This is a genomic window from Amycolatopsis sp. QT-25 (assembly GCF_029369745.1).
Lineage (GTDB): Bacteria > Actinomycetota > Actinomycetes > Mycobacteriales > Pseudonocardiaceae > Amycolatopsis.
This window is the reverse complement of record NZ_CP120210.1, coordinates 3,524,575-3,548,679: the sequence shown is the minus strand read 5'-3', so window position 1 is coordinate 3,548,679 and position 24,105 is coordinate 3,524,575. Positions and strand designations below refer to the sequence as shown.

Genomic DNA, 24,105 nt, shown 5'->3' with positions numbered 1-24,105 from the left:
GCTCAGCGTTGAATGCAGTCGAGGCCGATCCCGAACATCGTGAACACGTACTGGCAGACGTGTGTCGCGTGTGCTTCGTCGGACTCCAGGCAACTCACCGGGCTACCCAGCAGGTCGACGGCGCACGACACGTAGAACTGCTGCGGGTTGCCCGGCACCGGGTCCGCGCCGGCGGGCGAGGCGGTGACGGCTCCCGCGGAGACCATGAACGTGACTGCGGCCGCCAGCGCGGCCATACGTGACTTCATCGTTCTCTCCTTTTCCTCCACCCGACGGGTCGACACCCGTGTATTCCCCGGATCCGGCCTGCTCACCGGGCCGTCACCGGAAAGTGTCACGGCGACGTACACCTGTGACGTCGTCCGACGGGCGCGGCGGCCTCCTCGGCCGTCCCGGTGGTGCCGCCGTCGCTGGTCGTGGACACGTCCTTGCCCGAGCAGCTCGCGATGGGCCTGGTCGTGCTGCGGTACCGAGCGGAAATCTCCGGATCGTGCCGGTCTACGGACCCGCCGCCCTGGACGTCTCGCCCGCATTCACGTGACGGTCGACGACGCGGCGTGACACCGGGCGGACGGCAGCGGGGAACCGCTGATCATCCAGTCGCTGCCGGCGGGGGCCACACAAGGTGTGGAGCGGTCTCGCCGATCGGACGCACAAGATCCTCGACCAGAAGGCGGCGGACTTCGCCGTGCCCGTCCACCGTGGACACCTCTGAACCCTTGAGTTTCTTTCACGATGGCGGATCAGTACTACCTGCTCGTCTGTTCCGGACCGCGCTTATCTCACTCGGTACGAGCGGCTTCCACGCCGCGAACCGACCTCACGCCACTTCTGAGCCCTTTCGCCGTTTTCCGGCAACGAACCAGACAGCGATGCCACCGACATTACTGAGGAGTAAGGCAACGCTGTCGTGTCGGGTGGCGAGTCCGTGAAGGCCTCCTTGAGGGACCCTGGGTCCCTCAAGGAGGCCTTCACGGACTCGCGAACCCGGCGCTGGCGTCACAGCCGTCCCACTGCCACCAGGGAGCACATCTGAAGATAGCGAAGGCGACCAACTACCGCCTACACAGAATGACCACGCGCCCTACACACGACAGGTCGACTTACCTCTCAACAACCTCGCGCCATCGCCGCGGACTTGTCGCCAATCCACGGCAACAGGCAGAGCGGCCGCGCGCCGAAACCCATCTCACACCACCACTGCCTCCGAAGCCGTGGTCATATTCCGGCAACGACCAAGACAGCGATGTCACGAAGCCAACCTCGCCCCGGCTTGTCGCCGTTTCCCGACAACGACTCGGGCGGTCATATCACGCCACCAACGCCTCCGAGCACTGTCGCCTTTTCCCGGCAAGACTGACCGCATTCAACAACATAGGTCGACCACGGATCGAACTTTACGGAGACCGGCTTCGGGGCGGAGGAATTCCATAGCGAGACGAGCGGGAACTCGAGCACGTAACCCGTGACCACATATCCGAGGGAACCTCGGCATCGATCATGGTTCCCGTGGTCGAACGATCCTGGTTCGGGCCATCTCGACGTGAAGCAACTCGGAAGCGAGGCATTCGCGTCGGCCACGAGCCGACACGCTTCACTCACGACGGCTGAGCCGTCGTCCGCGGAGATCGTTCGCCTCTGGTGAGACAGTTCCCAGCCCGAGGTGGCACGGCCAACGTTGTGCGCACCGGCGGCAACTCCTCACGTGGTCCCGCGCGGTTCGGCCCGCCGCCTGACTGCACCCGTCCGAGAATCACCGCGTCAGGCGGGATGGCGGCACCGATTGGCGATTGTCCTCAGAGAGACTTCTTCCGCTGGTTGGCAGCGAACCGCGCCTTCTTCTGACGGTTCCCGCAAGTGTTCATGTCGCACCACTTGCGGGTGCGGCTTTGGCTGGTGTCGAAGAAGGCGGCTCGGCAGGTCGGCGATGCGCACAGGGCCAGCTTCCCGTCGCGTTCGCCCGCGACGACGCTGACCGCGTCGGCGGCGATCACGCTGAGGGCGTCTTCCACGCGGGAATCCGAGCCGAGCCGCCATCGCCGCTTGCCCTCGGGCGTCAGGACGGCCGCGGCCCTGCCCTCGGTGCTGCGGTCGTTGATGACTCGGACGGCGGAAGCGGGGAGCGCGGTTCCGAGCGCGGCCCCGGTCGCCGCGGCGTGGATCGATTCCCTCAGCTCTCGGGCGAGTTCGAGCTGGGCGGTGGTGCAGGAGTCCACGGCGAGGCCGTTCACCGCGAGCCAGTCGACGAGGCGGTGCGGCGTGGGAATGCGTTCCACCGCGTCACCGCAACGCTCCGTCAGAGTCGCGGTGAAGCTGGTCGCGAGCACGGTGCCGAGGCGGAAGTCAGGGAACCCAGCAGGCATGGAACCACCTTAGCCGGTTGCACACGCGCCGGAAAATCTGTTAGAACCGCCTTAGCCGGTTCCACTTCGACAGGAGGTCCCCATGTCCGAGCCGACCAGCGATGTCCGGCCGTTCGAAGCCCACGCGTCCGAGGCCGACCTCGACGATCTGCGCGCACGATTGGCCGCGGCGCGCCTACCGGAGGCCGAGACGGTCGATCGCCGATGGGGACAGGGCGTTCCGCTCGCCGACCTCGTCGATGTCGTGGACTACTGGCGCACCGGGTACGACTGGCGATCCTTCGAGGAATGCCTCGACCGGATCGGCCAGTTCCGCACGACCATCGACGGTCTGGGCATCCACTTCCTGCATCGCCGGTCCGCGCGCGCGGATGCCGTTCCCCTGGTCCTGACGCACGGCTGGCCGGGCAGCATCGCCGAGTTCGTCGATGTGGTGGACGAGCTGGCGGCTCCCGAAAACCCGGGCGCGCCGGCTTTCCACGTCGTGGTTCCCTCGCTACCCGGCTTCGGTTACAGCGACAAGCCGTCCACCACCGGATGGGGCACCGAGAAGATCGCGGCCGCGTGGGTGGAGCTGATGGGCAGACTCGGCTACGACCGGTTCACCGCCCACGGCGGCGACTGGGGCGGCAACATCACCACGGTTCTCGGCGGCCGGTTCCCGGCGCACGTGCTCGGCATCCACACGACGTTCGCCCAGGGGCCGCCCGGGCTGACCACGGACGGGCTGACGGCGATCGAGCGAGAGTGGGCGGAGGAAACCCACCATTTCTGGCATCACCGGGCGGCGTACGCGAAACAGCAGGCGACGCGGCCGCAGACCATCGGCTACTCGCTCGTCGACTCACCGGTCGGGCTTCTCGCCTGGATCCTCGATAAGTTCGCCGAGTGGTCCGACACCGAAGACAGCCCGTTCGAGACGATCTCCCGAGACCGCGTCCTCGACGACGTCACCCTGTATTGGCTGACCCGGACCGGCGCCTCGTCGGCACGCATCTACTACGAGAGTCACAACTCGCTCGATCCCGATCTCCGGGTCGACGTTCCGTCGGCGATCACCGTCTATCCCCGCGACATCGAGAAGTATCCGCGCCCCTGGGCACAGGAGCGATACCGGCAGATCGTCCGCTGGCGGTCACCCGAGGCCGGGGGGCATTTCCCGTCACTGGAGGTGCCGGGGTACTTCGTCAAAGACCTGCAGGAGGGCCTCGCGGCAGTGCTGGCCGCCAACGGGCACGCGGTATAGGGCGTTATACGAACCGGGGGGCGCCCGTCAACGTGTCGCGGCACGAGCGGCGTCGGCGTCCGGCGAAACCGATCCCGCCCCGAGGAACTCCCCCGGACACGCCCCGGCAGGTCGACGACCGGCACACGACGACCGGTCAGTCGTGGCACGAACTCGTCCCCAGTGCCCGCTTCGCTGCCCGGGGCATGCAGAGCAGTACCACAGGTACACCGCCCCGCGGACCGGTCTCTCGAACAGCGAGCGTCACGCCCGCAAATGTGCCCGGTCCGGGGCGACGGCGTGCTGAAGCGACTCCCCGAGGACGAAGCGCCGCAGCTCTCGCGCGACGAGTTCGCCCATCCGGGCTCGCTCGGCACTCAGCGCGCCGGCCAGATGCGGGGTGAGCACCACGTTCGGCAATGTGTACAACGGCGAGTCCGGCTCGGGCGGTTCGGGCCAGGTGACGTCGAGGACGGCCGTGAGGTCCGGGCGGTCGCGCAGCACCGGGATCACCGACGGTTCGTCGACGACCGCGCCGCGGGCGGTGTTGATCAGGGTCGAGCCGATGCCCATCCTGGCCACCAGCTCCCCGTTCACCAGTCCCTCGGTCTCCGGAAGCAGCGGCGCGTGCAGGCTGACCACGGGACACGTGGCGAACAGTTCGTCCAGATCCACCAGCCGCACGCCCAGTTCGGCGGCGGTCGCCGGGTCGACGACGGGGTCGCTCGCGAGCACGTCCACGTCGAAACCACGCAAATGCGACGCGACGAGAGCACCGATCTCGCCGAGGCCGAGCAGACCGACCCGGGACCGGTAGGCGCCCGCGACCCTCGGGTCCGGCGGATAGGCCCGCCGCTCCCGGATCTCCCGGGAGATCCGGTGCACCTGCTTGAGTCCCAAGAGGACCTGGGCCAGGGTGAACTCGGCGACCGGCATGGCGTTCGCGGCCGCGGCGGACACGATCGGCACCTCGCGCGCCCAGAACTCGGGCGTGGTGAGCGGCCGGACCGATCCGGCGGCGACGAGCACCGCGCGCAGGTCCGGCGCGTGCCCCAAGAGGGCGGAGTCCAGCACCGGGGCACCCCAGCCGGACAGCAGGATCTCCACGCCTAGCATGGCCGCCGGATCCTCCACCAGTCGCTCGCGCGTGAGCGGCTCACGCAGGTCCACCAGCGTGCCGATCTCCTTCAGCACCGCCTCGGGGTAAACGTCGTCGCGGCGGCGTTCCTCCATCACGAGAAGTGCCGTCGGCCGGTGTTGCAGCTCGGTCATCCCTACCTCCGTCGGCGACCATACATCGGATGCTTTCCCCGGTCCACGCGTGGCAAGACCCACGCAGAAGCAGACCCGGCCGATTGAAATTCGTAATCATCGGACCATTGACCTCGAGTCGGGAAAGCGCTTACCGTCCCCACCGAAGTAGACAGCGTGGTCCACAGTGAACAGGAGAAGCGATGCGGAAATCGCGGTGGATCGGCGTGGGACTCACTGTCTCGGCGCTGGTCCTTTCGGGCTGCTCGGCAGGCCCCGCCGGAACGAACGTCGCGCAGGACACCAAGGCGCCCTTGGAACTGTGGACCCGGACGACCCCCGGCGGCGCGGGTGAGCAGGCCACCAAACGGCTCGCGGAAGCCTTCGAGAAGGCCTCGGGGTTCAAGGTGCAGGTCACCGCGATCTTCGACGACTTCGAGACGAAGCTGGCCCAGCGCGCCGCCCAGCGCGACCTGCCGGACATCGTGATGAACGACGTCACGCAGGTCGGCACGCTGAAGAGCCAGGGGCTCGTGCGCGAGATCGAACAGGGCAAGATCAAGCACGCCGCCGAGCTGACCGAGCAGGCGCTGAAGTCCAACCAGACCCCGGACGGCAAGTTGTACGGCCTGCCCTACAGCGCACAAGCTTCGGCGCTGCTGATCCGCAAGGACTGGCGCGAGAAGCTCGGCAAGAGCGTGCCGCAGAGCTGGCCGGAGCTCGTCGACCTCGCCAAGGCGTTCACCACCGGCGACCCCGACGGCAACGGCAAGAACGACACCGCGGGCCTGAACGCGACGCTGTCGACCAAGCGGGGCTACGCCTCGTGGTACTTCTCCAACTTCCTGTGGGCCGCGGGTGGCGACTTCATCACCGAGGCCGGAGGCGGCAAGTACAAGCCGTCGATGAGCACGCCGGAATCCGCCGCCGCGGTGCAGTGGTTCCGCGACCTCGGCTGCAAGGACAACGTGATCCAGCCCGGTTCGGTCACCATGCCGACCCCGGCGACCAACGAGACCTTCGAAGCGGGCAAGGCCGGGATGTACGTCGTCGGCCCGTACCTGCTGCCGCGTTTCGACAAGGCGCTCGGCAAGGACAAGTACGAGGTCGTCCCGATGCCCAAAGGCGCCAAGAACGCGGACGTGCTCGCCGAAGGGCTGTCGATCTACATGATGGCCGGTTCGCCGAACCAGGCCGGACAGGACGCCTTCGGTGACTTCGCGATCTCGGCCGACGGCCAGAAGATCGGGATGGAGGGCGAGACCGCCTTCATCGTCCAGCTCCCGGTGAACAAGAACGTCGACATCGCCCAGGTCCGCCCGGACCCGCGGTGGAAGACCTACGCCGAGATCTACGCCAAGTCCGGCCACTACGCGCCGTCCATCCCGAACTGGACGCCCGTCCGCCAGGACACCGCCGACACGGTCAGCGCGCTCATCGCCGACTGCAAGCTCGACACCAAGGCGGAACTGGCCAAACTCGACACCAAGCTCACCGCGACCTTGCAGCAACAGGGGATCAGCGCGTCATGACCGTAGATCACGCCAAGCCGGCGGCCGTCGGCGCGGACCGTCCCGCCACCGAGCGGGCGCCCGCGCCGAAGGCCCGCAGGCGCAGCGACCGCGACGGGAAGTGGTGGACGCCGTGGCTGTTCCTGGCCCCCGCCCTGATCCTGTTCGTGTACTTCAAGTTCATCCCGATGATCACCGCGGTGACGATGTCCTTCCAGGACGTCCAGCCGTACCTGGGCAACCAGTGGGTCGGCGGGCAGAACTACGGCACCGTCCTCGGTGACGAGGCGTTCCACTCCGCCATCTGGCACACCGTGATCATCGCGGTCGGGCAGACGGTCGGCTCGATGGTCATCGGCCTCGCGCTCGCGCTGCTGATGGAGGGCCAGAGCAAACGGCTGAAGTTCCTGCGGTCGGCGGCGTTCCTGCCGGTGGTCGTGCCGATCGCGGTGGTCGCCGAACTCTGGCGGATCATGTACCACCCGACCGAGGACGGGATGCTGAACTCCATCCTCGGCCTGGCCGGGCTGGGGCCGTCGGGCTTCATCAACGATCCCGACACGTCGATGGTCTCGGTGATCGTCACCGGCATCTGGCGCGGCGCGCCGTACGACATGATGATCTTCCTCGCCGGGCTGGCCGGGATCGACCGCGGTCTCTACGAAGCGGCCACCGTGGACGGTGCCTCCCGCTGGCGCAAGATCCTCCACGTGACGCTGCCGGGCCTGCGGTCGGTGTTCTCCATCCTGTTCGTGCTCGCGGCGATCCGCGGCCTGCGGGTGTTCACCGAGGTGTTCCTGCTGACCAACGGCGGGCCGAACGGCTCGACCGAGGTGGCGATGACCCTGATCTACAAACTCGGCCTGGAACAGAACCGGCTGGGCGTCGGCGCGGCGGGTGCGGTCCTGCTGTTCCTCGCGACGCTCGTGCTGACGCTGTTCGTCCAGGTGCTCCGACGGAGGCGAGACGCATGACCGCGGCCAACGATTCGGCACTCGGCCTCGACGCCGTGAAGTCGCCGGGCGGACGGATCCTGAAGTTCGTCCTGTACACCCTGCTGCTCCTGGTGTTCGCCGGGCCGCTGCTGGCGCTGCTGGTCAGCGCGTTCAACAACGTGTCCGATCCGACGGCATTGAGCGTCGTCCCGTCGAGCCCCACCCTGGACAACTTCGGCATCGCCTTCGATCTGGGCGTCGGGATGTACCTGCTCAACTCGTTCCTGGTGGTCGGCTTCGGCCTGCTGTTGCAGGTCATCGTCTCCGTGCTGGCCGGCTACGCGCTGGCACGCAAGAAGTTCCGGTTCATGACCTTCGTGCTGGTCGCCATCCTGGCGACGCTGATGCTGCCGGAGGAGATCCTCGCGATCCCGCTGTCGCTGATCCTTTCGGATCTGCCGGTGGTGCACCTCAACCTGATCGGCAGCCTCGCCGGGATGATCGTGCCGCTGGGCGCGTGGGCCTTTTCGATCCTGGTGATGACCGAGTTCATGAAGGACGTTCCCCGCGAACTCGAAGAGGCCGCGCGGATCGACGGCGCCGGCGATCTGCGGATCTTCGCGCAGATCATCCTTCCGATGTGCAAGCCCGCGCTCGGCGTGATCGGCGTCTTCGGCTTCACGATGATCTGGGACCAGTACTTGCTGCCCCTGCTCGTGTCGACCGACGCCTCGACCTACACCCTGCCGCTGGCCCTGCGGACCCTGCGGATCGACACGAACGTCACGCCGGGCGTGATCATGGCCGCGTCGCTGCTGGCGCTGCTCCCCTCGGTCGCCGCGTTCCTGTTCTTCCAGCGTTCGTTCGTCCGCGGCCTCGCCTCCGGCGCGCTCAAGGGCTGACCGATGATCAAGGAGCGATCCTGAAGTGAGTTCCACCGCCTGGTTCACCCACGCCCGGTTCGGGATGTTCGTCCACTGGGGACTGTATTCGCTGGCCGCCCGGCACGAATGGGTGCAGAACCGCGAAAAGCTGACCGACGAGCAGTACCGCGTCTATTTCGACCACTTCGAACCGGACAAGTACGACCCGCGTTCCTGGGCGCGGGCCGCGAAGGCCGCGGGCATGACCTACGTCGTGCTGACCACCAAGCACCACGACGGTTTCTGCCTGTGGGACAGCGACCTCACCGACTTCAAGGTGACGAATACGCCCTACGGCAAGGATCTGCTCGGCCCGTTCGTCGACGCCTGCCGCGAAGAAGGCTTGAAGGTCGGCTTCTACCACTCGCTGATCGACTGGCATCACCCCGCTTTCCCCGTCGACGGCACCCATCCCCGCCGGGACGACGCGGAGTACATCGCGGCGCACCAGTACGCCGACATCACCGAGTACCGGCTCTACCTGCACGGTCAGGTGCGCGAACTGCTCACCCGCTTCGGCACCATCGACTACCTTTTCTTCGACTTCTCCTACAAGGGCCGCAAGGAATGGTGGGGTGGCAAAGGCCCGGACGACTGGGACTCCCCCGGCCTGCTCGCGCTGGTCCGCGAACTCCAGCCCGGCATCCTGGTCAACGACCGCACGGGAATCCCGGGCGACTTCATCACCCCGGAGCAGTACCAGCCGTCCGGTCCGATGACCCGCGACGGCGTCCCGGTGGTGTGGGAGGCGTGCCAGACGCTGAACGGGAGCTGGGGGTACGACCGTGACAACCTCGACTACAAGAGCCCGGAGCTGCTGATCCGGATGCTGGTCGACGGCGTGTCCAAGGACGGCAACCTGCTGCTCAACGTCGGGCCGAACGGCCGGGGCGAGATCGACCCGCGGGCGCTCGAGGTGCTCGGCGAACTCGGCCGCTGGATGGACCGGCACGAACGCGCCATCCGCGGCTGCGGCCCGGCCGAGTTCACCGCGCCCGCCGACGGCCGCTACACCCGGCGCGGTGACCGGCTGTACCTGCACCTGTTCAGCTGGCCGATGAACCACGTCCACCTGCCGGGGCTGGCCGGGCGGGTGCGCTACGCCCAGCTGCTCGACGACGCCTCGGAGATCCGGCAAGTGCACACCGAACCAGGACAGACCGCGCAGAACACCCAGATGGGCGGGCAGCCGGAGGGCACGCTCACCCTCAAGCTCCCCATCCGGAAACCGGACACCCCGGTCCCGGTCATCGAACTGTTCCTGAGCACAGAGAGCCCCGCCGCCGAAACCCTCCCCACCGATTGAGCACGGAGGCATCATGGATCGCAGAAGGTTCCTCAGCGGCGCCACCCTCGGCGCCGCGCTGATCACCGTCCCCTGGGTCACCGCCGGGACGGCGGCGGCCACACCGAAGAGGCTGTGCGCCCTGAACGTCAGTTCGCTGACCGAATTGCAGAACGCGCTCGACTCGGCGGGTCCCGGCACGGTCGTCACCGTGAACAACGGCACCTACACCGTGCCCGCGGGCAAGCCGATCAGCGTCAAGGGCCGCCGCGGCACGAAGGACCAGCCGATCACCATCGTCGCCCAGTCCCGCGGCGGGGTGACGTTCAACGGTGAGCAGAGCTTCGTCTTCGACGACTCCACCGGCGTCACGATCAGCGGGTTCAAGTTCCGCCAGAGCACCACGCTGGAGATCCCGGCGAACTGCTCGCGGATCCGGCTGACCCGCAACGATCTCCAGTTCGCCGACATCGCCGACCTGCACTGGGTGATGGTCCGCGCCGACAACAGCAAGATCGACCGCAACCACTTCCACCACAAGACGACACTCGGCGTCATGCTCTGCATCGAGGGCGCGGACGAAGACAAGATGGCCGTGGGCGTCGAGGTCTTCCGGAACTACTTCTCCGATCACACCTTCCCCGGTGACAACGGCGGCGAGCCGATCCGGCTCGGCGTCAGCCCGCGTGCGCTGAGCACCGCCGGCGCCAAGGTCGAGTTCAACCTCTTCGAACGCGCCAACGGCGACCCGGAGGCGATTTCGGTCAAGTCGTCGGGCAACTTCATCCGCAACAACACCATCCGGAACAGCCTCGGCGGCATCGTGCTGCGCCACGGGAACAAGTCCGTCGTCGACTCCAACTTCATCCTCGGCGGCAAGGAAGGCATCCGGATCTACGGCAACGACCACAAGATCCTCAACAACTACATCGCCGGAGTGTCCGGCAGCGCGCTGGTCGTCGGCAGCGGCTCCGTCCGGGATCACTTCCCGGGTGAATCGAAGGAATCCCGGCGCGGCAACGACGCGGCGGACCGCGTGCTCATCGCGCACAACACGCTGCTGAACAACAGCGGCACACTGTCCGGCGAGACGAAACGGACGATCGAACCGCGCGACTGCACGATCTCGGACAACCTCTTCGTCGGCGGCAACGGCGACCTGGTCGCGATGAGCACCACGGGCGACTTCACCTGGTCGGGCAACATCCTGTGGGGTGCGGGCGGGAACGGGAACATCCCGGCCGGCACCTTCCGCCGGATCGACCCGAAGCTCGTACAGGGCAGCGACGGGATCTCGCGGCTCGCCGCGGGCAGCCCGGCGATCAACGCGGCGACGCTGTCGACCGCACCGGTCACACTGGACATCGACGGTCAGGCTCGCGGCAGCTCGCGTGACGTCGGCGCCGACGAGTACTCGACGGCCGCCATCGCCAACCGGCCGCTCACCCCCGCGGACGTCGGCCCCGGCGCTCCGTAGCGAACCGGGCTCACGCCGGCGTCAGCCCACGCCGGCGTGAGCCCACCGCCAGACTCCGAGGAGGAACCATGCCGCAGCGCGCCGCGGGTTCGGCCACCCTGGCCGACGTCGCCCGTGAGGCGGGAGTGTCGCTCGCGACGGCGTCGAGGGCGCTCAACGGCGGCACCAGACAGGTCAGCGGGACACTGCGCGCATCGGTACTGCGGGCCGCGGAACGGTTGCAGTACACGGCGAACGTGCCCGCGCAGGCGATGGCCCGTGGCCGCGGCAACGTCATCGGGCTGCTGGTGCACGACATCGTCGACCCGTACTTCTCCTCGATCGCGTCCGGTGTGATGCGGGTGGCCGCCCGGCACGGGCTGGCCGTCACCATCGCGAGCACGGAACACCGTCCGGAGAAGGAACTCGAGTACGTCACCACGTTGCGCGGGCAGCGGGCGCGAGCGGTCATCCTGGCCGGATCGCGTAACGAGGACAGTGCCCTGCAACGGAATTTGACCAAGGAACTCAAGGCGTTCGAGGCCGCCGACGGGCAGGTCGTGGTGATCGGGCAGCGGAAACTGCCGTTCGACACCGTCATGCTCGAAAACCGCGCCGGGGCGGCGGATCTGGCGGACAACCTCGCCGCACTCGGGCATCGGGACTTCCTCGTACTCGCCGGGCCTCCCGGCCTGCTGACCTCGCGGGATCGTGTCCTGGGCTTCCGCGACGGGCTCGCCCGGCACCACTTGCCGTTGCCCGAGAACCACGTGCTGCGTGCGGAATTCACCCGCGACGGCGGCTACGCGGCGATGGTACGAGCGATCGAGAACGGTTTCCGGGGCTGCGTCTTCGCGGTCAACGACGTGATGGCCGTCGGCGCGATGGCCGCCTGCCGCGACCACGGGTTGCTGGTCCCCGCGCAGATCGCGATCGCGGGCTTCGACGACATCATCACCTTGCGCGACATAAGGCCTTCGCTGTCGACCGTGCGCGTGCCGATCGAGCGCATGGGCGAACAGGCGCTCGACTTCATCCTCGACGACCGCGCGGCCGGACCTCGGGTCAAGCCGATCACCGGTGAGGTCGTGCTGCGCGAAAGCACTCAAGTGTTGGAGGGAAAATGATCCGCCCGGGACTGTGTTCGGTGACGCTGCGGCGGCTGGACGCCGACGAGGTCGCGCGCCGTGCCGAGGAAGCGGGGCTGCCAGTGATCGAATGGGGCGCCGACGTCCACGTCCGCCCCGGCGACGACTGGGCGGCCGGGCGCGCGTGCGAAGCCATGACACGCCACGGTCTGACCTGCGATTCCTACGGCTCCTACTTCCGTGCCACGCCGATGGAGGCCGGGAAGTTCGGCGACATCGCCGCCACCGCGGACCGGCTCGGCGCCTCGCGGATCCGCGTGTGGGCGGGCAAGGCCGGTTCCGAGGACGTCGATCCCGACGAACGCGCGCAGGTCGTCACCGGTCTCCGCGAGGCCGCCGACGTCGCCGGCGACCACGGTCTGGAGGTCGCGCTGGAGTTCCACGGCGGAACACTGACCGACACCGCCGCATCGACCGTCCGGCTGCTCGAAGAAGTCGGCCGCGACAACCTCGGCACCTATTGGCAACCGCCCCAGGACCTGCCGGACCACCAGGCGCTGGCGGGGCTGGAGCTGGTCCTCGACCGGGTTCGCGCGGTGCACGTGTTCTCGTGGTGGCCCAGCAACGAACGGCATCCGCTGAGCGCCAGGGCGGAGCTGTGGACGCGGGCGTTCGGCCTGCTCGCGAAGACCGGACGGCCGCTCGACGCGCTGCTGGAGTTCGTCCCGGACAACGATCCGGACCTGATCCCCGGCGAGGCCGACTCCCTGCGGAAGCTGATCGAGGCGGGCGCGTGAGGTTCACCGAAGCCGACAGGCTGCTCTTCGCGGGCGACTCCATCACCGACTCCAGCCGCGACCGCGCCGATCCCGCGTCGCTGGGCAAGGGGTACGTCCGGCAGATCGCCGACCTTCTCGGCGAAGGGCCGGAGGTGCTCAACCGGGGCGTCAACGGCAACCGGATCTACGATCTCGAGGCCCGCTGGACCACCGACGTCCTCGCGGCGCGCCCCACGGTGCTGACGGTGAAGATCGGCATCAACGACACCTGGCGGACCTTCGACCGCGGCCTCCCGAGCCCGATCGCCAAGTTCCGCGCCGCCTACACCCGGCTGCTGGCCGACGCGCGGCAGCACCTGCCGGCCGAGTTGTACGTGATCACGCCGTTCCTGCTGCCGGTGAAGCCGGAACAGCGGGAATGGCTCGACGATCTGGCACCCCGCGTCGAAACCGCGATCGACGTGGCGACCGAATTCGCCGCCCGACTGGTCCGCGCTGATCTGTTCATGCCGCGCGCGGCGGCCGAACACGGGGCGGCGACGCTGGCCCCGGACGGCGTCCACCCCAGCCCGCTCGGCCACCGCCTGCTCGCCGAAGCCTGGCTCTCGGCGGCCGGTTCGCCGGTCGAGGAGGCCGCGTCCCCCTAGCGGACACAGCCGGCGCGGCTGCAGGTGACGGCACAAGCGTGCCTGGTTTGCGCGTGTGATGAGGGGTTCGGCTGCTCTCAGGTCTGTGACGGCATCCTTCCCTTCTCAAGGCAGGGAAGGATGCCGTCACGTACTTCGGCAGGGGCAAGGGTCGGGTTTCGTCAGCTGCGCCGGTGCGCTTGGGGCGACCCACGGGAGAGGACCACGGCGGCGGCATGGCGGGCACTGTGGTCGAGGTGTCCCTTGTGGACTTGGAACCACGCCAAGCCCCATCAGCCAATCGCGCCTGCCTTCGACTTCAGTACGCCAGTTTGCCCCTCGATGGAACACTCAGCGAGCCGTGGATTCCCGCGCGTTCAGGCGAACGGGAACTTCGATCCGGCGCGGCTCGCCGTCGGACGCCGTTCCCTCGATGAGGTCCATCAACGCCGTGGCCGCGCGGCCGCCCACCTCGCGCGGGTGCACGAACATGCCGGTCACCTGTGGTGAGGTGAGCCGGAGCGATCCGCTGTCCACCGCACTGCAGATCCCGAGCCCGCCGGGCACCGCGAGCCGACGGCGACGAACCTCGTGGAGGACACCGAGGGCGAGGTTCTCCGACGTCGTGAAGACGGCGTCCGGGCACACCCGCCGGTCGAGCAGCCTGCCCAGCGCCTCCGCCGTGCCTTCGGTGGTCGGCGGTTCGTCGATCTCGGCCACCACCGGCTCCAGCCCCCGTGCCTTCATCCAGTCCCGGTATCCCGCGACCAGGTCCGCCGCGTAAGAGCGGCGGGTGTCGGTGGTGATCATCGCCGGACGCTGGTAACCGTTGTCCGCCAAGTGATCCAGCATCAGCCGAGCGGCCGCGACCAGGTCGTTGTCGACGACGACCGGCACCGGGCACGGTGCCGCCATCGGACGCCCGACGGTCACCAGCGGCCGGTCACGGCACCAGCCGGTCGCGAAGAACGGCTCGTCCCCGCGGGGATCCACCAGGATCGCGCCATCGACGGCGAAGGCGTTCAGCCGATCGAGGTCGGCTTCCTTCGGCGTCAGAAGCAAGGCGTACGACCGTCGCGACGCGACCTCGGCCGCCCCGTTGAGGACTTCGAGGAAGTAATCCGAATTGGGCACGAGCGCGCAGGCGCTGCCCGCGTCGACGGAGTTCGCGAGCTGAATGGCCAAGGTGCGGCTGCGCCGGGTGACCAGTTGCTGTGCGTGCACGCTGGCCTGGTAACCGAGTTCGGCCGCCGCCCGCGCGACGCGCTGCCGGGTCTCTTCGGAGATCCGGCCCTGCCCGCTCAGCACGTGCGAGACGGTGGTGATCGAGACCCCCGCGACCGCGGCGACGTCACGGATGGTCGGCGACACTCAGGCCTCCACGGGTGGTCCCCAAACGCGGTTCGGCCGGTCGGTGTCCAGCCGATAGTCGGTGACGTGGGCGTCGCCCAGCCTACGTCCGAGGTCCGCCGCGGCGGCCAGCGGCCGGGCGGGATCGCGCTCCACTTCGCCCCGGCTGTTACCGACGCCGACCACGATCCCGGCGAGATCCTGACGCAGGTATCGGGTGAGTTCCTGGAACTGGGCTTCGAGCCCGAGTGTCGCGCCGCGGTAGCTCTCCTCACAGGAGATCAGCACGGCGGCGCGTTTGTTCATCAGCCCGGGCACGACTTCGGCGGTGTGCGGCGAACTTCCGGACGTGTAGCAGAAAAGCCGGTCGAAGAAGGATTTCAGCCTGCCGGTCATGCCGTACCAGTGCAGCGGGGTCGCGTAGACGAGCGCGTCCGCCGGGAGGACGTGGTCGAACAGCAGTCGCTCGTAGCCGTCGGCGATGCCACAGGACCGATCGCTCAGCCGGCACGCGCGGCAGTCTCCCAATGGCGACTCGACGAAATCGGAAAGGCGGGCGAAGCCGACCGTGTGTCCCGCTTCCTCCGCTCCCTTGGTCAGTGCTTGGGCGAGAGCCCAGGAATTGCCTTCACGACGCGGGCTCGAATCGAGCACCAAAACCTTCACGTGGTTCTCCCCGGAGAGACTGCCAAAGCGTTTTAGCAGTCTCTCCGGTGGGGGTTTCGCCTGTCAAGCGACCTTGGCGGCCGCCGCGAGGATGACCTCCGCGACGACGTCCGGCCGCGAGACCGAGACGGCGTGCGAAGCGTCGGTCCTGGTGACCTCCGAACCGGCGCGCTCGGCCATGAACGCCTGCGCGGCGGCGGGGATCGCGTGGTCCCGCTCGGCGATCAGCGCCCACGACGGCAGGCTCTTCCAGGCGGGCTCGCCGTCGAACGGCGTGCCGAGCGCGCGTTCGGTGACCGGACGCTGGGTGACTGCCATGACGCCGGCGGTCTCCGCGGGGACATCGGCCGCGAACACGTCCGAGAAGTTCTCGGGCTTGATCGACAGCTCACCTTGGGAGGCGAGGACGTTGGTGGTGTCCGGGCCCAGCTTGCCGCCTTCGAACCGGCCGGACAGCTCGAACACGCTCTCCCCCGCCTCCGGCTGGAAGGCGGCGATGTAGACGAGCGCCTTGACGTTCGGCGCGGTGGTGGCCGCGCGGCTGATCACCACACCGCCGTAGGAATGCCCGGCCAGCACCACGGGGCCGTCCACGCCGTTGACGACGTCGGCGACGTAGTCCGCGTCGGACTCGATGTCGCGCAGCGGGTTCGACGCGGCCAGCACCGCATAGCCCTGCTCACGCAGCTTGGGAACGACGCCGTTCCAGCTGGACGAATCGGCGAAAGCACCGTGGACCAGGACGATGGTGGGCTTCTGATTGGTCATGGACGACTCCTTCGAAGCAAGAAGAACGATCGGTCTTTCTGCTTGCAGAATGCTCGTCCGTTCGACCTTCCGCAACGTGACGAAGGCGTCCTGGTGGAATGACCGTTCTTTCTCTAAGATCGAGTGATGCCGACTGTCGACCGGGACGTCCATCCGAAGATCCGGCTGCTCGAGACAGCGTCACGGCTGTTCTACGCCGAAGGCATCCACGCCGTCGGCGTGGAGCGCCTGGTCTCCGAGGCGGCCGTGACCAGGGCGACCTTCTACCGCCACTACCCCACGAAGGACGACCTCGTCGCCGCCTACCTGAGCACCACGAGCGAGCGAATCCGGGCGGGTGTGGAGGCGGCGACCGAGGAGAGACCCGCCCGCGAAGCGCTGCTCGCCGCACTGGGCATCATCGGTGACCGGACACTCGACGACGACTTCCGCGGCTGCCCGTTCCTCAACGCCGCGGCCGAGTATCCCGATCCCGCACATCAGGTCCGCCAGGTCATCGGCGACCACCGGGACTGGTTCTTCGGCGTCCTTCGCGACTTGGCTCGCGATGCGGGTCATGCCGACCCGGACCACGCCGCCCGCACTCTCGTCCTCCTCCGCGACGGCGCGCTTCACGGCGGAAACCTCGACGACGCCGAGACCGTGCGCACCACTTTGCGCCGAGCCGTGGCCGACCTCGTTCCCTGAGTTTCATCGCGCCTTCTCGACGCTTGCACTGCAAACACGCGAAAGCGACCGCGGCACCGTGCCAGTACCCGCGCCGCGTGCGGTTCGTCGACGCCTTGCCATGCAACGCGAGCGGAGGACTTTCAGCGCTACCTGCCACGAGACCGGGGAATCACGCGAGTTCGCCGCGCCGCCCGAGCGCGTGGAACAACGCCGTGGCGAGCACGAGCCCTTCGCGGGCGATCGACGCGAGCAGGTGTTCGTCGGGCGCGTGCTGCAGGCATCCGGGGTGGGAGTGCGGCAGCCACAGCGTCGGAAGGCCGAGAACATCGGTGAAGACGTGGTTCGGCAGTCCCCCGCCGAAGCTCGGCAGGATCACCACCGGACGCTCGGAAACCTCGTCGAGGACGCCCTTCGCCCAGCCGACCCACGGATCGTCGACAGGGGTGCGGCTGGCGCGAAAGCTACCTTCGGCGATGACGTCGACCATCGAGAACCCCTGCGCGGCAAGGTGTTTCGTGATGGCCTCGCCCACTCCGCCGACATCGGTGCCCGCGACGTAGCGCAATTGCAGCATCGCGCGTGCGCGCCCGGGAATGGCGTTGACCGGCCGCTCGATGTCGGCCGCGCCCAGCGAGAGGACTTCGAGGGTGTTCCAGCCGTACAGCCGCTCGGCCGCGGTCAGCCCGGTATCGCCCCAGTGTTCGTCCAGCGCGGGATCGCCGGGCTTGTTCCCGATCTCGAGCCCGGTGAGCGCGGCGCGGACACTGTCCGGGAGTCCGGGCGGCAGGAGTTCCGGCACCTGGACGCGGCCGTGCCCGTCGACGAGGCAGGCGATCGCCCCGGCGAGCGTGGTGGCGGGGTTGCGCAGCACGCCGCCCCAGTTCCCGGAATGGTAGGCGTCGGGACGCAGGTCCACGTCGAGGGTGATCCGGACACTGCCCCGCGCCCCGAGGAACAACGTCGGGGTCGCCGCGTCCAGGCGCGGGCCGTCGGACGCGATGAGGACGTCGGCACTCAGCGTTTCCCGGTTCGCCGCGACGAACTCGTCGAGACCGGGCGAACCGATCTCCTCCCCCGTCTCGAACAGGAACTTGAGGTTGAACCCGAGCGCGCCCGTCTCGGCGACGAGCAGCCTGAGGGCGGTCAGGGTGAGCAGATGCTGCCCCTTGTTGTCCGCCGAGCCGCGGCCGTACCAGCGCTCCCCGTCGGCGGTCAGCGTCCACGGATCCCGGCCTTCGCTCCACCGGCCCTCGTGCCCGTCGACGACGTCGGCGTGGCCGTAACACAGCAGTGTCGGCAACTCCGGCGACTCGACGCGGGTACCGAGCAGGAACGGGCCGCCGCCGGGGTCCGGATTGGGATGGATCGCCACCGAGCAGCCGAGCGCGGTCAGTGCCGGGGTCAGCACCTCGTCCAGGTAGGCCTCGATGGCGACGCGGCCGCTCGGTCGATCGCTCACGGTCGGATACCGGACGAGGTCCGCGAGCTCGGCGAAGAACGCACCCGAGTCGACGTGCTCCCGTGCTTTCGAGACCAGTTGTGCAGGGATCGCCACGGTGTCTCCCGCTTCGCTCGTGATGTGGTCACCGAGAAGCCTAAGCCGCTTTTGCCGATCGGCCGGCGGCCGACGCCGAAGTCGCGACGCTCGCGAAACGCGACTGAGCCCGCTCACGCGGCGCCGCGCGTGCTCGTCACCCACTCCCGCACGATGTCGCCGAGCACGGGCAACGGCACCTGTCCTTGTCGCAGCACGACGTCGTGGAAGTCGCGGATGTCGAAGGCCTCGCCCAGCCGCTCCTCGGCGAAGGCGCGCAGCCGCTGGATCTCCAGCCTGCCCGTCATGTACGACAGCGCCTGACCGGGCCATTCGATGTACCGGTCGGTCTCGGACCGCACCTCGACGTCGCTCAGCACGCAATGCTGGACGAGGTAGTCCACGCACTGCTGCCGGGTCCAGCCCAACGCGTGCAGTCCGGTGTCGACGACGAGCCGGGCCGCGCGCAGGGAGTCTTCGGCGACCATGCCCAGGCGCATCACGTCGTCGGAGTACAAGCCCATCTCGTCGGCGAGCCGTTCGGTGTAGAGCGCCCAGCCCTCGTCGAACGCCGAAAGCGGGACGAGCTTGCGCAGCCGTGGCACGCCGTCGAGCTCGTAGGAGACGCAAGCCTGGAAATGGTGTCCGGGAACGGCTTCGTGGAAGGCGACCGACTCGGCGATGAACCGGAACCGCTCGGTCACCCGGTAGGCGTTGGTGGAGTAGACGCCCGGACGGCCGCCGTCGGCCGACGGCGGCATGTAGTACGCCTGCGCGGCCGAAGGCCCGTCTGCTTCCGGTACCGCGCGCACGACGCATTCGGCGGACGGCACCCGGCGGAACCAGCCGGGCGCGGCGGCCGTGGCCCGCGCGCGACCGCTTCCGTCGCGGTCGTGATCATCTCGTCCGCGTCCCGCCAGCGCAGCGAAGGGTCGGTGCGCAGCCGCCGCCGGACCGCGACGGGGTCGTCCTCGCCGAACACCGCCGAACCGAGCCGCCGGTATTCCTCGTCCAGCGCCCGGCCGATTTCGAGGCCGGTCTCGTGCAGTTCCTCCGGTGAGATCCCGGTGGTGGTGTGTGTCTTGACCAGGCCCGCGTAGCTCTCCTTGCCGCCTTCCAGCCAGCAGAGGCCCGGCTGGGCGTCGGGACGGCCGCGTCCGGCGATCTCGCGGGCGAGTGTCTCGCGGTAGGCGACCAGCGCCGGGCGCACCTTCTCGACGAACAGCCGTTCCCGTCGCGCGACCCGGTCACCGGTCAGCGGCGGGACGAGCAGCGCGTTGGGTTCGGTGGCCAAGAACCGGTCGATGTGGTCGACGGCGCCGCGCACCGCGCGGTCCACCGGGGTCCGGCCCGCCGCGACCCCGGCGCGGTGACGGTCGGCCAACGCCGCGAAGAACTCCGGGAAAGCGGCCAGCCTGGCCAGGTAGTCCTCTTCGGCCTGCTCCCCCGACGGCTCCAGCTGGGGCAGCCAGGACAGCACCCCGGTGCCCTCGGCCGCCATCTGATCCGCCAGGGTGAACTCGATCTTCCGCAAGTCCAGCCTGGTCAGGAGCGATTCCGCGTGGTGGGCGACGACGCCGAGCGTGATCCGGTCCGGATCCGTGGACCGCGCGGCGAGCCCGGCGATCCGGACGGCTCGCTCCCTCAGCCGGGCGTCACCGGCCTCCGAGACGTCGCGTAATTCGTGATCGTGTCCGGGGATGCTGTCGAAGGTCGCCATCAACGGCATCTCGGTCGCTAGTACGTCGAGGAGTTCGTCGGCCAGCTCCGCCGCTGTCGGCTGATCGCTCATCCTCGATGACTACCAGACCGGACCCGTTCTTCGCTGGCGGTTTTCTCTTCACTCCGGACCGGTGAGCGACCGGTAGAGCGGGCGCAGCAAGGCGGTGACCGAGTTTCCGTCCACGGTGGCCTTGAGCGGCGGTACCTCGTCGAGCAGCCCCGGCGGGTCACCGGCCGCCGGTCGTCGTGTGTTCGTGACGTCCCCGGCCGGGCCCCAGCCGAAGAAGTCGTCCATCACCTCGTCGAGGCCGGGCGTCTTGTCGTCCGCAGACGGAGCCGTCACGCGAGCACCCGCCTGCCGCCTGATCTCTTCGAGCAGAGTCGCGCGATCGCGGCCGCGCAGGGCGAAGATCGCGAACGGGTCGGCCTCTGCCTCCAGCGCGATGAGTCCCGCGACGAGGTGATCGCACGGGACGCGGGTGCCGGGGCAGGTGCAGTCCAGCGACAGTTCCCACCCCGCCTCGGGGAAGAGCGGCACCTGCTCCGTGGCGAAGAAGCGATCGATGTCGTCGGGGATCCGGCCGTCGAGCAGGGCCGTTCTCGTGGCCTCGTCCGCGGCGACGGCCGCGATGACCGCCGTCCACACCTGTTTACCGAACGTCGGCAGGCCGATACGGACCTCGTGGAACCGCTGCCGGGTCACACGCACCCGGGCGACGGCGGCACCGGGACCGACCGTGAGGGTGTCGACGCGACAGGGCGGCACCAGTCCTTTGTGGACGTCCAGCTCGTCCAGTGCCCGGCGGAATCCCTCAGTCATCGGCTGCCTCCCGGCCCAGCGCGAAGACTTCGCGCAGCGAAGCGGTGGACAGTTCCGTGAGCCAGTCCTCCCCGTCGGTGACGACGAGGCCGGCCAGCGCTTCCTTCTTGGCGATGACGGCGTCGATCCGCTCCTCGATGGTGCCGGGGCAGACGAACTTCCGTACCTGGACGCTGCGCCGCTGGCCGATGCGGAAGGCGCGGTCGGTGGCCTGTTCCTCCACCGCGGGATTCCACCATCGGTCGAGATGCAGGACGTGGGTGGCGGCGGTGAGCGTCAGTCCCGCTCCACCGGTCTTCAACGACGCGAGCAGGATCGACGGGCCCTCGCCCGATTGGAAGTGCTCGACGATCGAGTCGCGGCGCCGCTGCGACAACCCGCCGTGCAGGAAGGCGATCTTAACGTTCAGCCTGCTCGAAAGATGCGGCACGAGCAGATGACCGAACTCGGCGAACTGGGTGAAGCACAACGCGCGATCGCCGGAGTCGAGGATCTCCGCCAGGAGCTCTTCGAGGCGGTCGACCTTGCCGGAGCGGTGCCCGATCGGCGAGCCGTCGTGCAGCAGCTGCGCGGGGTGGTTGCAGATCTGCTTGAGTTTGGTGATCGCGGCGAGGATGTTGCCGCGCCGTTTGACCCCGGCGCTGTCGGCGATCTTGGTCATCATCTCGTCCACGGTGGCGCGGTACAGCGTCACTTGTTCGCGGGTGAGGCGGTATTCCTGGAGGATTTCGATCTTCTCGGGCAGGTCGGCGAGCACGGTGGGGTCGGTTTTGAGGCGCCGCAAGAGGAACGGCCGGGTCAGCCGCCGCAGCTCGGTGGCCGCGGGAAGGTCGCCCCGGCGTTCGATGGGCACCTCGAACCGCTCGCGGAACTCCTGCCTGCCACCGAGGACGCCGGGGTTGAGCAGATCCGAAAGCGACCACAGGTCGGCGAGCCGGTTCTCCACCGGCGTCCCGGTCAGCGCGATCCGGTGCCGGGCGGGAATCCGGCGCAGGGCCCGCGCGGGTGCGGTGTTCTGGTTCTTGACCGCCTGCGCCTCGTCGAGCACGAGCCGGTGCCACCGGATGCCCGCGAGTTCGTCGGCGTCGCGGGCGGCGGTCGAGTAGGTGGTGACGAACAGATCCGCCCCGCCGGCGCGCGCGGTCAACCGTGCGCCGTGCTCGCGATCGGCACCGTGATGGAGGTGGACACGCAGCTCCGGCGCGAACTTGGCCGCTTCGCGCTGCCACGTCCCGAGCAGCGACATCGGGCAGACGAGCAGCGTCGGTCCCCGGTCGTCCTGTGTCCGCTCGATGGCTTCGAGCGCGAGCAGCTGCACGGTCTTGCCGAGCCCCATGTCGTCGGCGAGGCAGGCCCCGAGCCCGATCGACGCCATGAACGAGAGCCAGGCGACGCCGCGGCTCTGGTAGGGCCGCAACGTCGCCAGGAACGCCGGCGGCGGCTCGACCGGTTCGATGGTGCGCTGGACCCGGCCGGCGAGGAAGTCGTCGATCCAGCCGTCGGTCGTGACCTCGGTGACCGGGAGCGGCGTGTCGTCGAAGCCGTGGAGCAGGGCCAGCAGGTCCGCCGGCGTGGGCAGTGGCGGTTTCTCGCGGTCCGGGTCGCGGCGGAGGTACTCGAGACCGGCGCGCAGCAGTTCGGGGTCCACGCTCACCCACCGGCCGCGCAGCCGCACCAGCGACGACTTCGCGGCGGCGAGCCCGGCGAGTTCCTCGTCGGTCAGCGCGTCCTCCCCGACGGCGAGCGCCCACCGGTAGGAGGCGAGCTGGTGGCGGCCGAGCCGGTGCACGGCGGCCTGGTCGACGGGCGCGCCGCGGACGGACAGCTTGAGCGCGAGTTTCCGCCTGCCGCCCCAGCTCGCCGGGAGCTGGACGTCGAACCCGGCGGCGACCAGCTGGTCCGCACCACCGTCTAGGAATTCCACGGTTTCGGCGACGGTGAGGTCGTGGATGCCCGGCTTCTCGGCTTCGACCGCGGGACGCAGCAGCGGCAGCACCTCGGCGGCCCGCTCCAACTCGGCGGCGAAGAGACCTTCGGGGTCGGTGAACTTCGCGCCCGCCTTACCGGACCAGACGTCCTCGGCCGGGAGCAGGAGACTGGGATCGGCCGCGGAACGCAGGAGGAAGCGCAGTTGCCACTTGGTGCCGTCGCCGGTCTGGTCGTCCGGATCGTCGGCCGGGCCGTGCAGCGTGGGAACTTCGTCGAGACGGACGCAGACGGTGCCCTCGGTGAGGTCCGTGTCGCCGACGGCGTCCCAGGCGGCGATGCCCTCGGCGACGATCCCCATCCGCCCCGGCGACTGGCCGATCCGGTCGTCGGCGCTCTTCAGCGCGTGGAGCCACGACCCGAAGGGGCCTTCGCGCCCGTCGCTTTCCGTGGCGTGTCCGGCGGCGGCCAGCCGATCGCGGACCGCGGCGTCGACCAGGGTGTGGAGCGCGTCGGTGACGAGCGCCGCCGGATCCGGTCCGGGGTGCTCGGCCCGGCCGACCGGCGGGGTGGCCGCGATCAGCGCCCGGACCGCGACCGCGTCGCCGCCCCGGGCCACCGGCCGCCAGCGCGCCCGCGCCACGATCTGGTTCCGCACGAGCGTGGGAAGCACCCGGCCGCGGCGCACCAGGTCGTCCGCCAGCCGTACGACGGCACGAAGATGGCGGACGGAGGTGCCGTAGCTGACCGTGTCGGCCGGGTCCCCCAGTTCGGACGGGTCGATCAGGAGCGCCGGCACCGACCAGGGTGACAGCGTCAGTTCCTGCGGCGGACGACCCCGCACGCCCAGTTCGGGCGAGGCGACCGGGCCGCTTCGCCGCGACGGCAGCAGCAGGACGGCCGACGCGGGCTTGCCGGGATGCAGGGTGGTCAGATCCGCGACCGACGCGGCGAACGGATGCGGCCGGGCCGCGCTCGACGGCCGCATCGACGTCGTCGCCGGACGGTCGCCGTGTTCGCCCCAAAGCAGGAGGCCGCGACCAGGGGACCACAGGCCGTGCACGACGAGTGGTGGCATGGTCCCCCTTCCGCGGTCTGCTCCCTCCAGCATGCCCGGGACCGATCGGCGTCCGGTCGGCGCGTCGCCGATAGGATCCTTTCGATGGAGGCGACGGGCGTACTCGACGCGATCGATCCGCGCGAGGCGC

21 protein-coding genes are annotated in these 24,105 nt (G+C 69.0%); 10 read left to right on the top strand and 11 right to left on the bottom strand.

All coding sequences use genetic code 11. The annotated features are described in order from the left end of the window. Nucleotides 1-2: 2 nt before the first annotated feature. On the bottom strand, nt 3-248 hold the full coding sequence (locus P3102_RS16420) for a hypothetical protein (RefSeq protein WP_276370275.1): 246 nt from the start codon (nt 246-248) through the stop codon (nt 3-5). A 1,548-nt stretch (nt 249-1,796) separates the two neighbouring features. Beyond that, nucleotides 1,797-2,363 (bottom strand): CGNR zinc finger domain-containing protein, encoded by a 567-nt coding sequence (locus P3102_RS16415; RefSeq protein ID WP_276370274.1) that lies wholly within the window; start codon nt 2,361-2,363, stop codon nt 1,797-1,799. 82 nt (nt 2,364-2,445) lie between these two features. On the opposite strand from P3102_RS16415, the gene P3102_RS16410 reads away from it, so the two are divergent. After that, nucleotides 2,446-3,609: an epoxide hydrolase family protein gene (locus P3102_RS16410; protein ID WP_276370272.1), complete on the top strand. Its 1,164-nt coding sequence runs from the start codon at nt 2,446-2,448 to the stop codon at nt 3,607-3,609. A gap of 243 nt (nt 3,610-3,852) precedes the next feature. Here the strand turns inward: P3102_RS16410 and P3102_RS16405 are convergent, their stop codons facing one another. After that, nucleotides 3,853-4,860, bottom strand: a complete 1,008-nt coding sequence (locus tag P3102_RS16405; RefSeq protein ID WP_276370271.1) for a hydroxyacid dehydrogenase — start codon at nt 4,858-4,860, stop codon at nt 3,853-3,855. Nucleotides 4,861-5,042: 182 nt separating this feature from the next. Between P3102_RS16405 and P3102_RS16400 the strand changes: the two genes are divergently transcribed. The 8 genes from P3102_RS16400 (at nt 5,043) to P3102_RS16365 (ending at nt 13,463) form a co-directional block, all read left to right on the top strand. Then, nucleotides 5,043-6,371, top strand: a complete 1,329-nt coding sequence (locus P3102_RS16400) for a sugar ABC transporter substrate-binding protein (RefSeq protein ID WP_276370269.1) — start codon at nt 5,043-5,045, stop codon at nt 6,369-6,371. Beyond that, nucleotides 6,368-7,324: a sugar ABC transporter permease gene (locus P3102_RS16395; protein ID WP_276370268.1), complete on the top strand. Its 957-nt coding sequence runs from the start codon at nt 6,368-6,370 to the stop codon at nt 7,322-7,324. The genes P3102_RS16400 and P3102_RS16395 overlap by 4 nt, the downstream gene beginning before the upstream one ends. Then, nucleotides 7,321-8,187: a carbohydrate ABC transporter permease gene (locus P3102_RS16390; RefSeq protein WP_276370266.1), complete on the top strand. Its 867-nt coding sequence runs from the start codon at nt 7,321-7,323 to the stop codon at nt 8,185-8,187. The genes P3102_RS16395 and P3102_RS16390 overlap by 4 nt, the downstream gene beginning before the upstream one ends. A 25-nt stretch (nt 8,188-8,212) precedes the next feature. Continuing rightward, nucleotides 8,213-9,514: an alpha-L-fucosidase gene (locus P3102_RS16385; RefSeq protein ID WP_276370265.1), complete on the top strand. Its 1,302-nt coding sequence runs from the start codon at nt 8,213-8,215 to the stop codon at nt 9,512-9,514. A gap of 13 nt (nt 9,515-9,527) precedes the next feature. After that, the gene (locus tag P3102_RS16380) at nt 9,528-10,970 is read left to right on the top strand and encodes a polysaccharide lyase 6 family protein (protein WP_276370263.1); all 1,443 of its coding nucleotides are present in this window, start codon (nt 9,528-9,530) and stop codon (nt 10,968-10,970) included. A gap of 68 nt (nt 10,971-11,038) precedes the next feature. Next, nucleotides 11,039-12,076 (top strand): LacI family DNA-binding transcriptional regulator, encoded by a 1,038-nt coding sequence (locus tag P3102_RS16375; protein ID WP_276370262.1) that lies wholly within the window; start codon nt 11,039-11,041, stop codon nt 12,074-12,076. Then, a complete protein-coding gene (locus P3102_RS16370) occupies nt 12,073-12,834 on the top strand; it encodes a TIM barrel protein (RefSeq protein WP_276370260.1) in 762 nt (253 codons plus the stop codon). Before P3102_RS16375 ends, P3102_RS16370 begins: the two co-directional genes overlap by 4 nt. Further along, the gene (locus tag P3102_RS16365) at nt 12,831-13,463 is read left to right on the top strand and encodes an SGNH/GDSL hydrolase family protein (RefSeq protein WP_276370258.1); all 633 of its coding nucleotides are present in this window, start codon (nt 12,831-12,833) and stop codon (nt 13,461-13,463) included. The genes P3102_RS16370 and P3102_RS16365 overlap by 4 nt, the downstream gene beginning before the upstream one ends. Before the next feature lie 330 nt (nt 13,464-13,793). Here the strand turns inward: P3102_RS16365 and P3102_RS16360 are convergent, their stop codons facing one another. From P3102_RS16360 to P3102_RS16350, 3 genes are all read right to left on the bottom strand, one after another. Next, entirely contained in the window at nt 13,794-14,813 is a 1,020-nt protein-coding gene (locus P3102_RS16360; RefSeq protein WP_276370257.1) for a LacI family DNA-binding transcriptional regulator, read from the bottom strand. After that, a complete protein-coding gene (locus tag P3102_RS16355) occupies nt 14,814-15,458 on the bottom strand; it encodes an NAD(P)H-dependent oxidoreductase (RefSeq protein WP_276370255.1) in 645 nt (214 codons plus the stop codon). It lies immediately after the preceding gene. A gap of 63 nt (nt 15,459-15,521) precedes the next feature. Next, nucleotides 15,522-16,226 carry an alpha/beta hydrolase gene (locus P3102_RS16350; protein ID WP_276370252.1) on the bottom strand — a complete coding sequence of 235 codons (705 nt, stop codon included), beginning with the start codon at nt 16,224-16,226 and terminating at the stop codon, nt 15,522-15,524. 126 nt (nt 16,227-16,352) lie between these two features. Between P3102_RS16350 and P3102_RS16345 the strand changes: the two genes are divergently transcribed. Further along, nucleotides 16,353-16,913: a TetR/AcrR family transcriptional regulator gene (locus tag P3102_RS16345; RefSeq protein ID WP_276370250.1), complete on the top strand. Its 561-nt coding sequence runs from the start codon at nt 16,353-16,355 to the stop codon at nt 16,911-16,913. Between the two features lie 151 nt (nt 16,914-17,064). Here the strand turns inward: P3102_RS16345 and P3102_RS16340 are convergent, their stop codons facing one another. The 5 genes from P3102_RS16340 to P3102_RS16320 form a co-directional block, all read right to left on the bottom strand. Continuing rightward, nucleotides 17,065-18,450 carry a M20 family metallopeptidase gene (locus tag P3102_RS16340; protein WP_276370248.1) on the bottom strand — a complete coding sequence of 462 codons (1,386 nt, stop codon included), beginning with the start codon at nt 18,448-18,450 and terminating at the stop codon, nt 17,065-17,067. A 113-nt stretch (nt 18,451-18,563) separates the two neighbouring features. Further along, nucleotides 18,564-19,241: a DUF885 domain-containing protein gene (locus tag P3102_RS16335; RefSeq protein WP_276370245.1), complete on the bottom strand. Its 678-nt coding sequence runs from the start codon at nt 19,239-19,241 to the stop codon at nt 18,564-18,566. Further along, a complete protein-coding gene (locus P3102_RS16330; RefSeq protein WP_276370243.1) occupies nt 19,130-20,221 on the bottom strand; it encodes a DUF885 family protein in 1,092 nt (363 codons plus the stop codon). Before P3102_RS16330 ends, P3102_RS16335 begins: the two co-directional genes overlap by 112 nt. Nucleotides 20,222-20,269: 48 nt before the next feature. Beyond that, the gene (locus P3102_RS16325) at nt 20,270-20,971 is read right to left on the bottom strand and encodes a hypothetical protein (protein WP_276370241.1); all 702 of its coding nucleotides are present in this window, start codon (nt 20,969-20,971) and stop codon (nt 20,270-20,272) included. Continuing rightward, nucleotides 20,964-23,975 carry a DEAD/DEAH box helicase gene (locus P3102_RS16320; protein WP_276370239.1) on the bottom strand — a complete coding sequence of 1,004 codons (3,012 nt, stop codon included), beginning with the start codon at nt 23,973-23,975 and terminating at the stop codon, nt 20,964-20,966. The genes P3102_RS16325 and P3102_RS16320 overlap by 8 nt, the downstream gene beginning before the upstream one ends. Between the last annotated feature and the right edge of the window lie 130 nt (nt 23,976-24,105).

Coding starts and splice junctions, on each gene's coding strand:
- P3102_RS16330 (WP_276370243.1), bottom strand. CDS start 20,221: ATGAGCGATCAGCCGACAGCGGCGGAGCTGGCCGACGAACTCCTCGAC.
- P3102_RS16370 (WP_276370260.1), top strand. CDS start 12,073: ATGATCCGCCCGGGACTGTGTTCGGTGACGCTGCGGCGGCTGGACGCC.
- P3102_RS16320 (WP_276370239.1), bottom strand. CDS start 23,975: ATGCCACCACTCGTCGTGCACGGCCTGTGGTCCCCTGGTCGCGGCCTC.
- P3102_RS16325 (WP_276370241.1), bottom strand. CDS start 20,971: ATGACTGAGGGATTCCGCCGGGCACTGGACGAGCTGGACGTCCACAAA.
- P3102_RS16395 (WP_276370268.1), top strand. CDS start 6,368: ATGACCGTAGATCACGCCAAGCCGGCGGCCGTCGGCGCGGACCGTCCC.
- P3102_RS16380 (WP_276370263.1), top strand. CDS start 9,528: ATGGATCGCAGAAGGTTCCTCAGCGGCGCCACCCTCGGCGCCGCGCTG.
- P3102_RS16415 (WP_276370274.1), bottom strand. CDS start 2,363: ATGCCTGCTGGGTTCCCTGACTTCCGCCTCGGCACCGTGCTCGCGACC.
- P3102_RS16420 (WP_276370275.1), bottom strand. CDS start 248: ATGAAGTCACGTATGGCCGCGCTGGCGGCCGCAGTCACGTTCATGGTC.
- P3102_RS16410 (WP_276370272.1), top strand. CDS start 2,446: ATGTCCGAGCCGACCAGCGATGTCCGGCCGTTCGAAGCCCACGCGTCC.
- P3102_RS16345 (WP_276370250.1), top strand. CDS start 16,353: ATGCCGACTGTCGACCGGGACGTCCATCCGAAGATCCGGCTGCTCGAG.
- P3102_RS16390 (WP_276370266.1), top strand. CDS start 7,321: ATGACCGCGGCCAACGATTCGGCACTCGGCCTCGACGCCGTGAAGTCG.
- P3102_RS16400 (WP_276370269.1), top strand. CDS start 5,043: ATGCGGAAATCGCGGTGGATCGGCGTGGGACTCACTGTCTCGGCGCTG.
- P3102_RS16350 (WP_276370252.1), bottom strand. CDS start 16,226: ATGACCAATCAGAAGCCCACCATCGTCCTGGTCCACGGTGCTTTCGCC.
- P3102_RS16405 (WP_276370271.1), bottom strand. CDS start 4,860: ATGACCGAGCTGCAACACCGGCCGACGGCACTTCTCGTGATGGAGGAA.
- P3102_RS16375 (WP_276370262.1), top strand. CDS start 11,039: ATGCCGCAGCGCGCCGCGGGTTCGGCCACCCTGGCCGACGTCGCCCGT.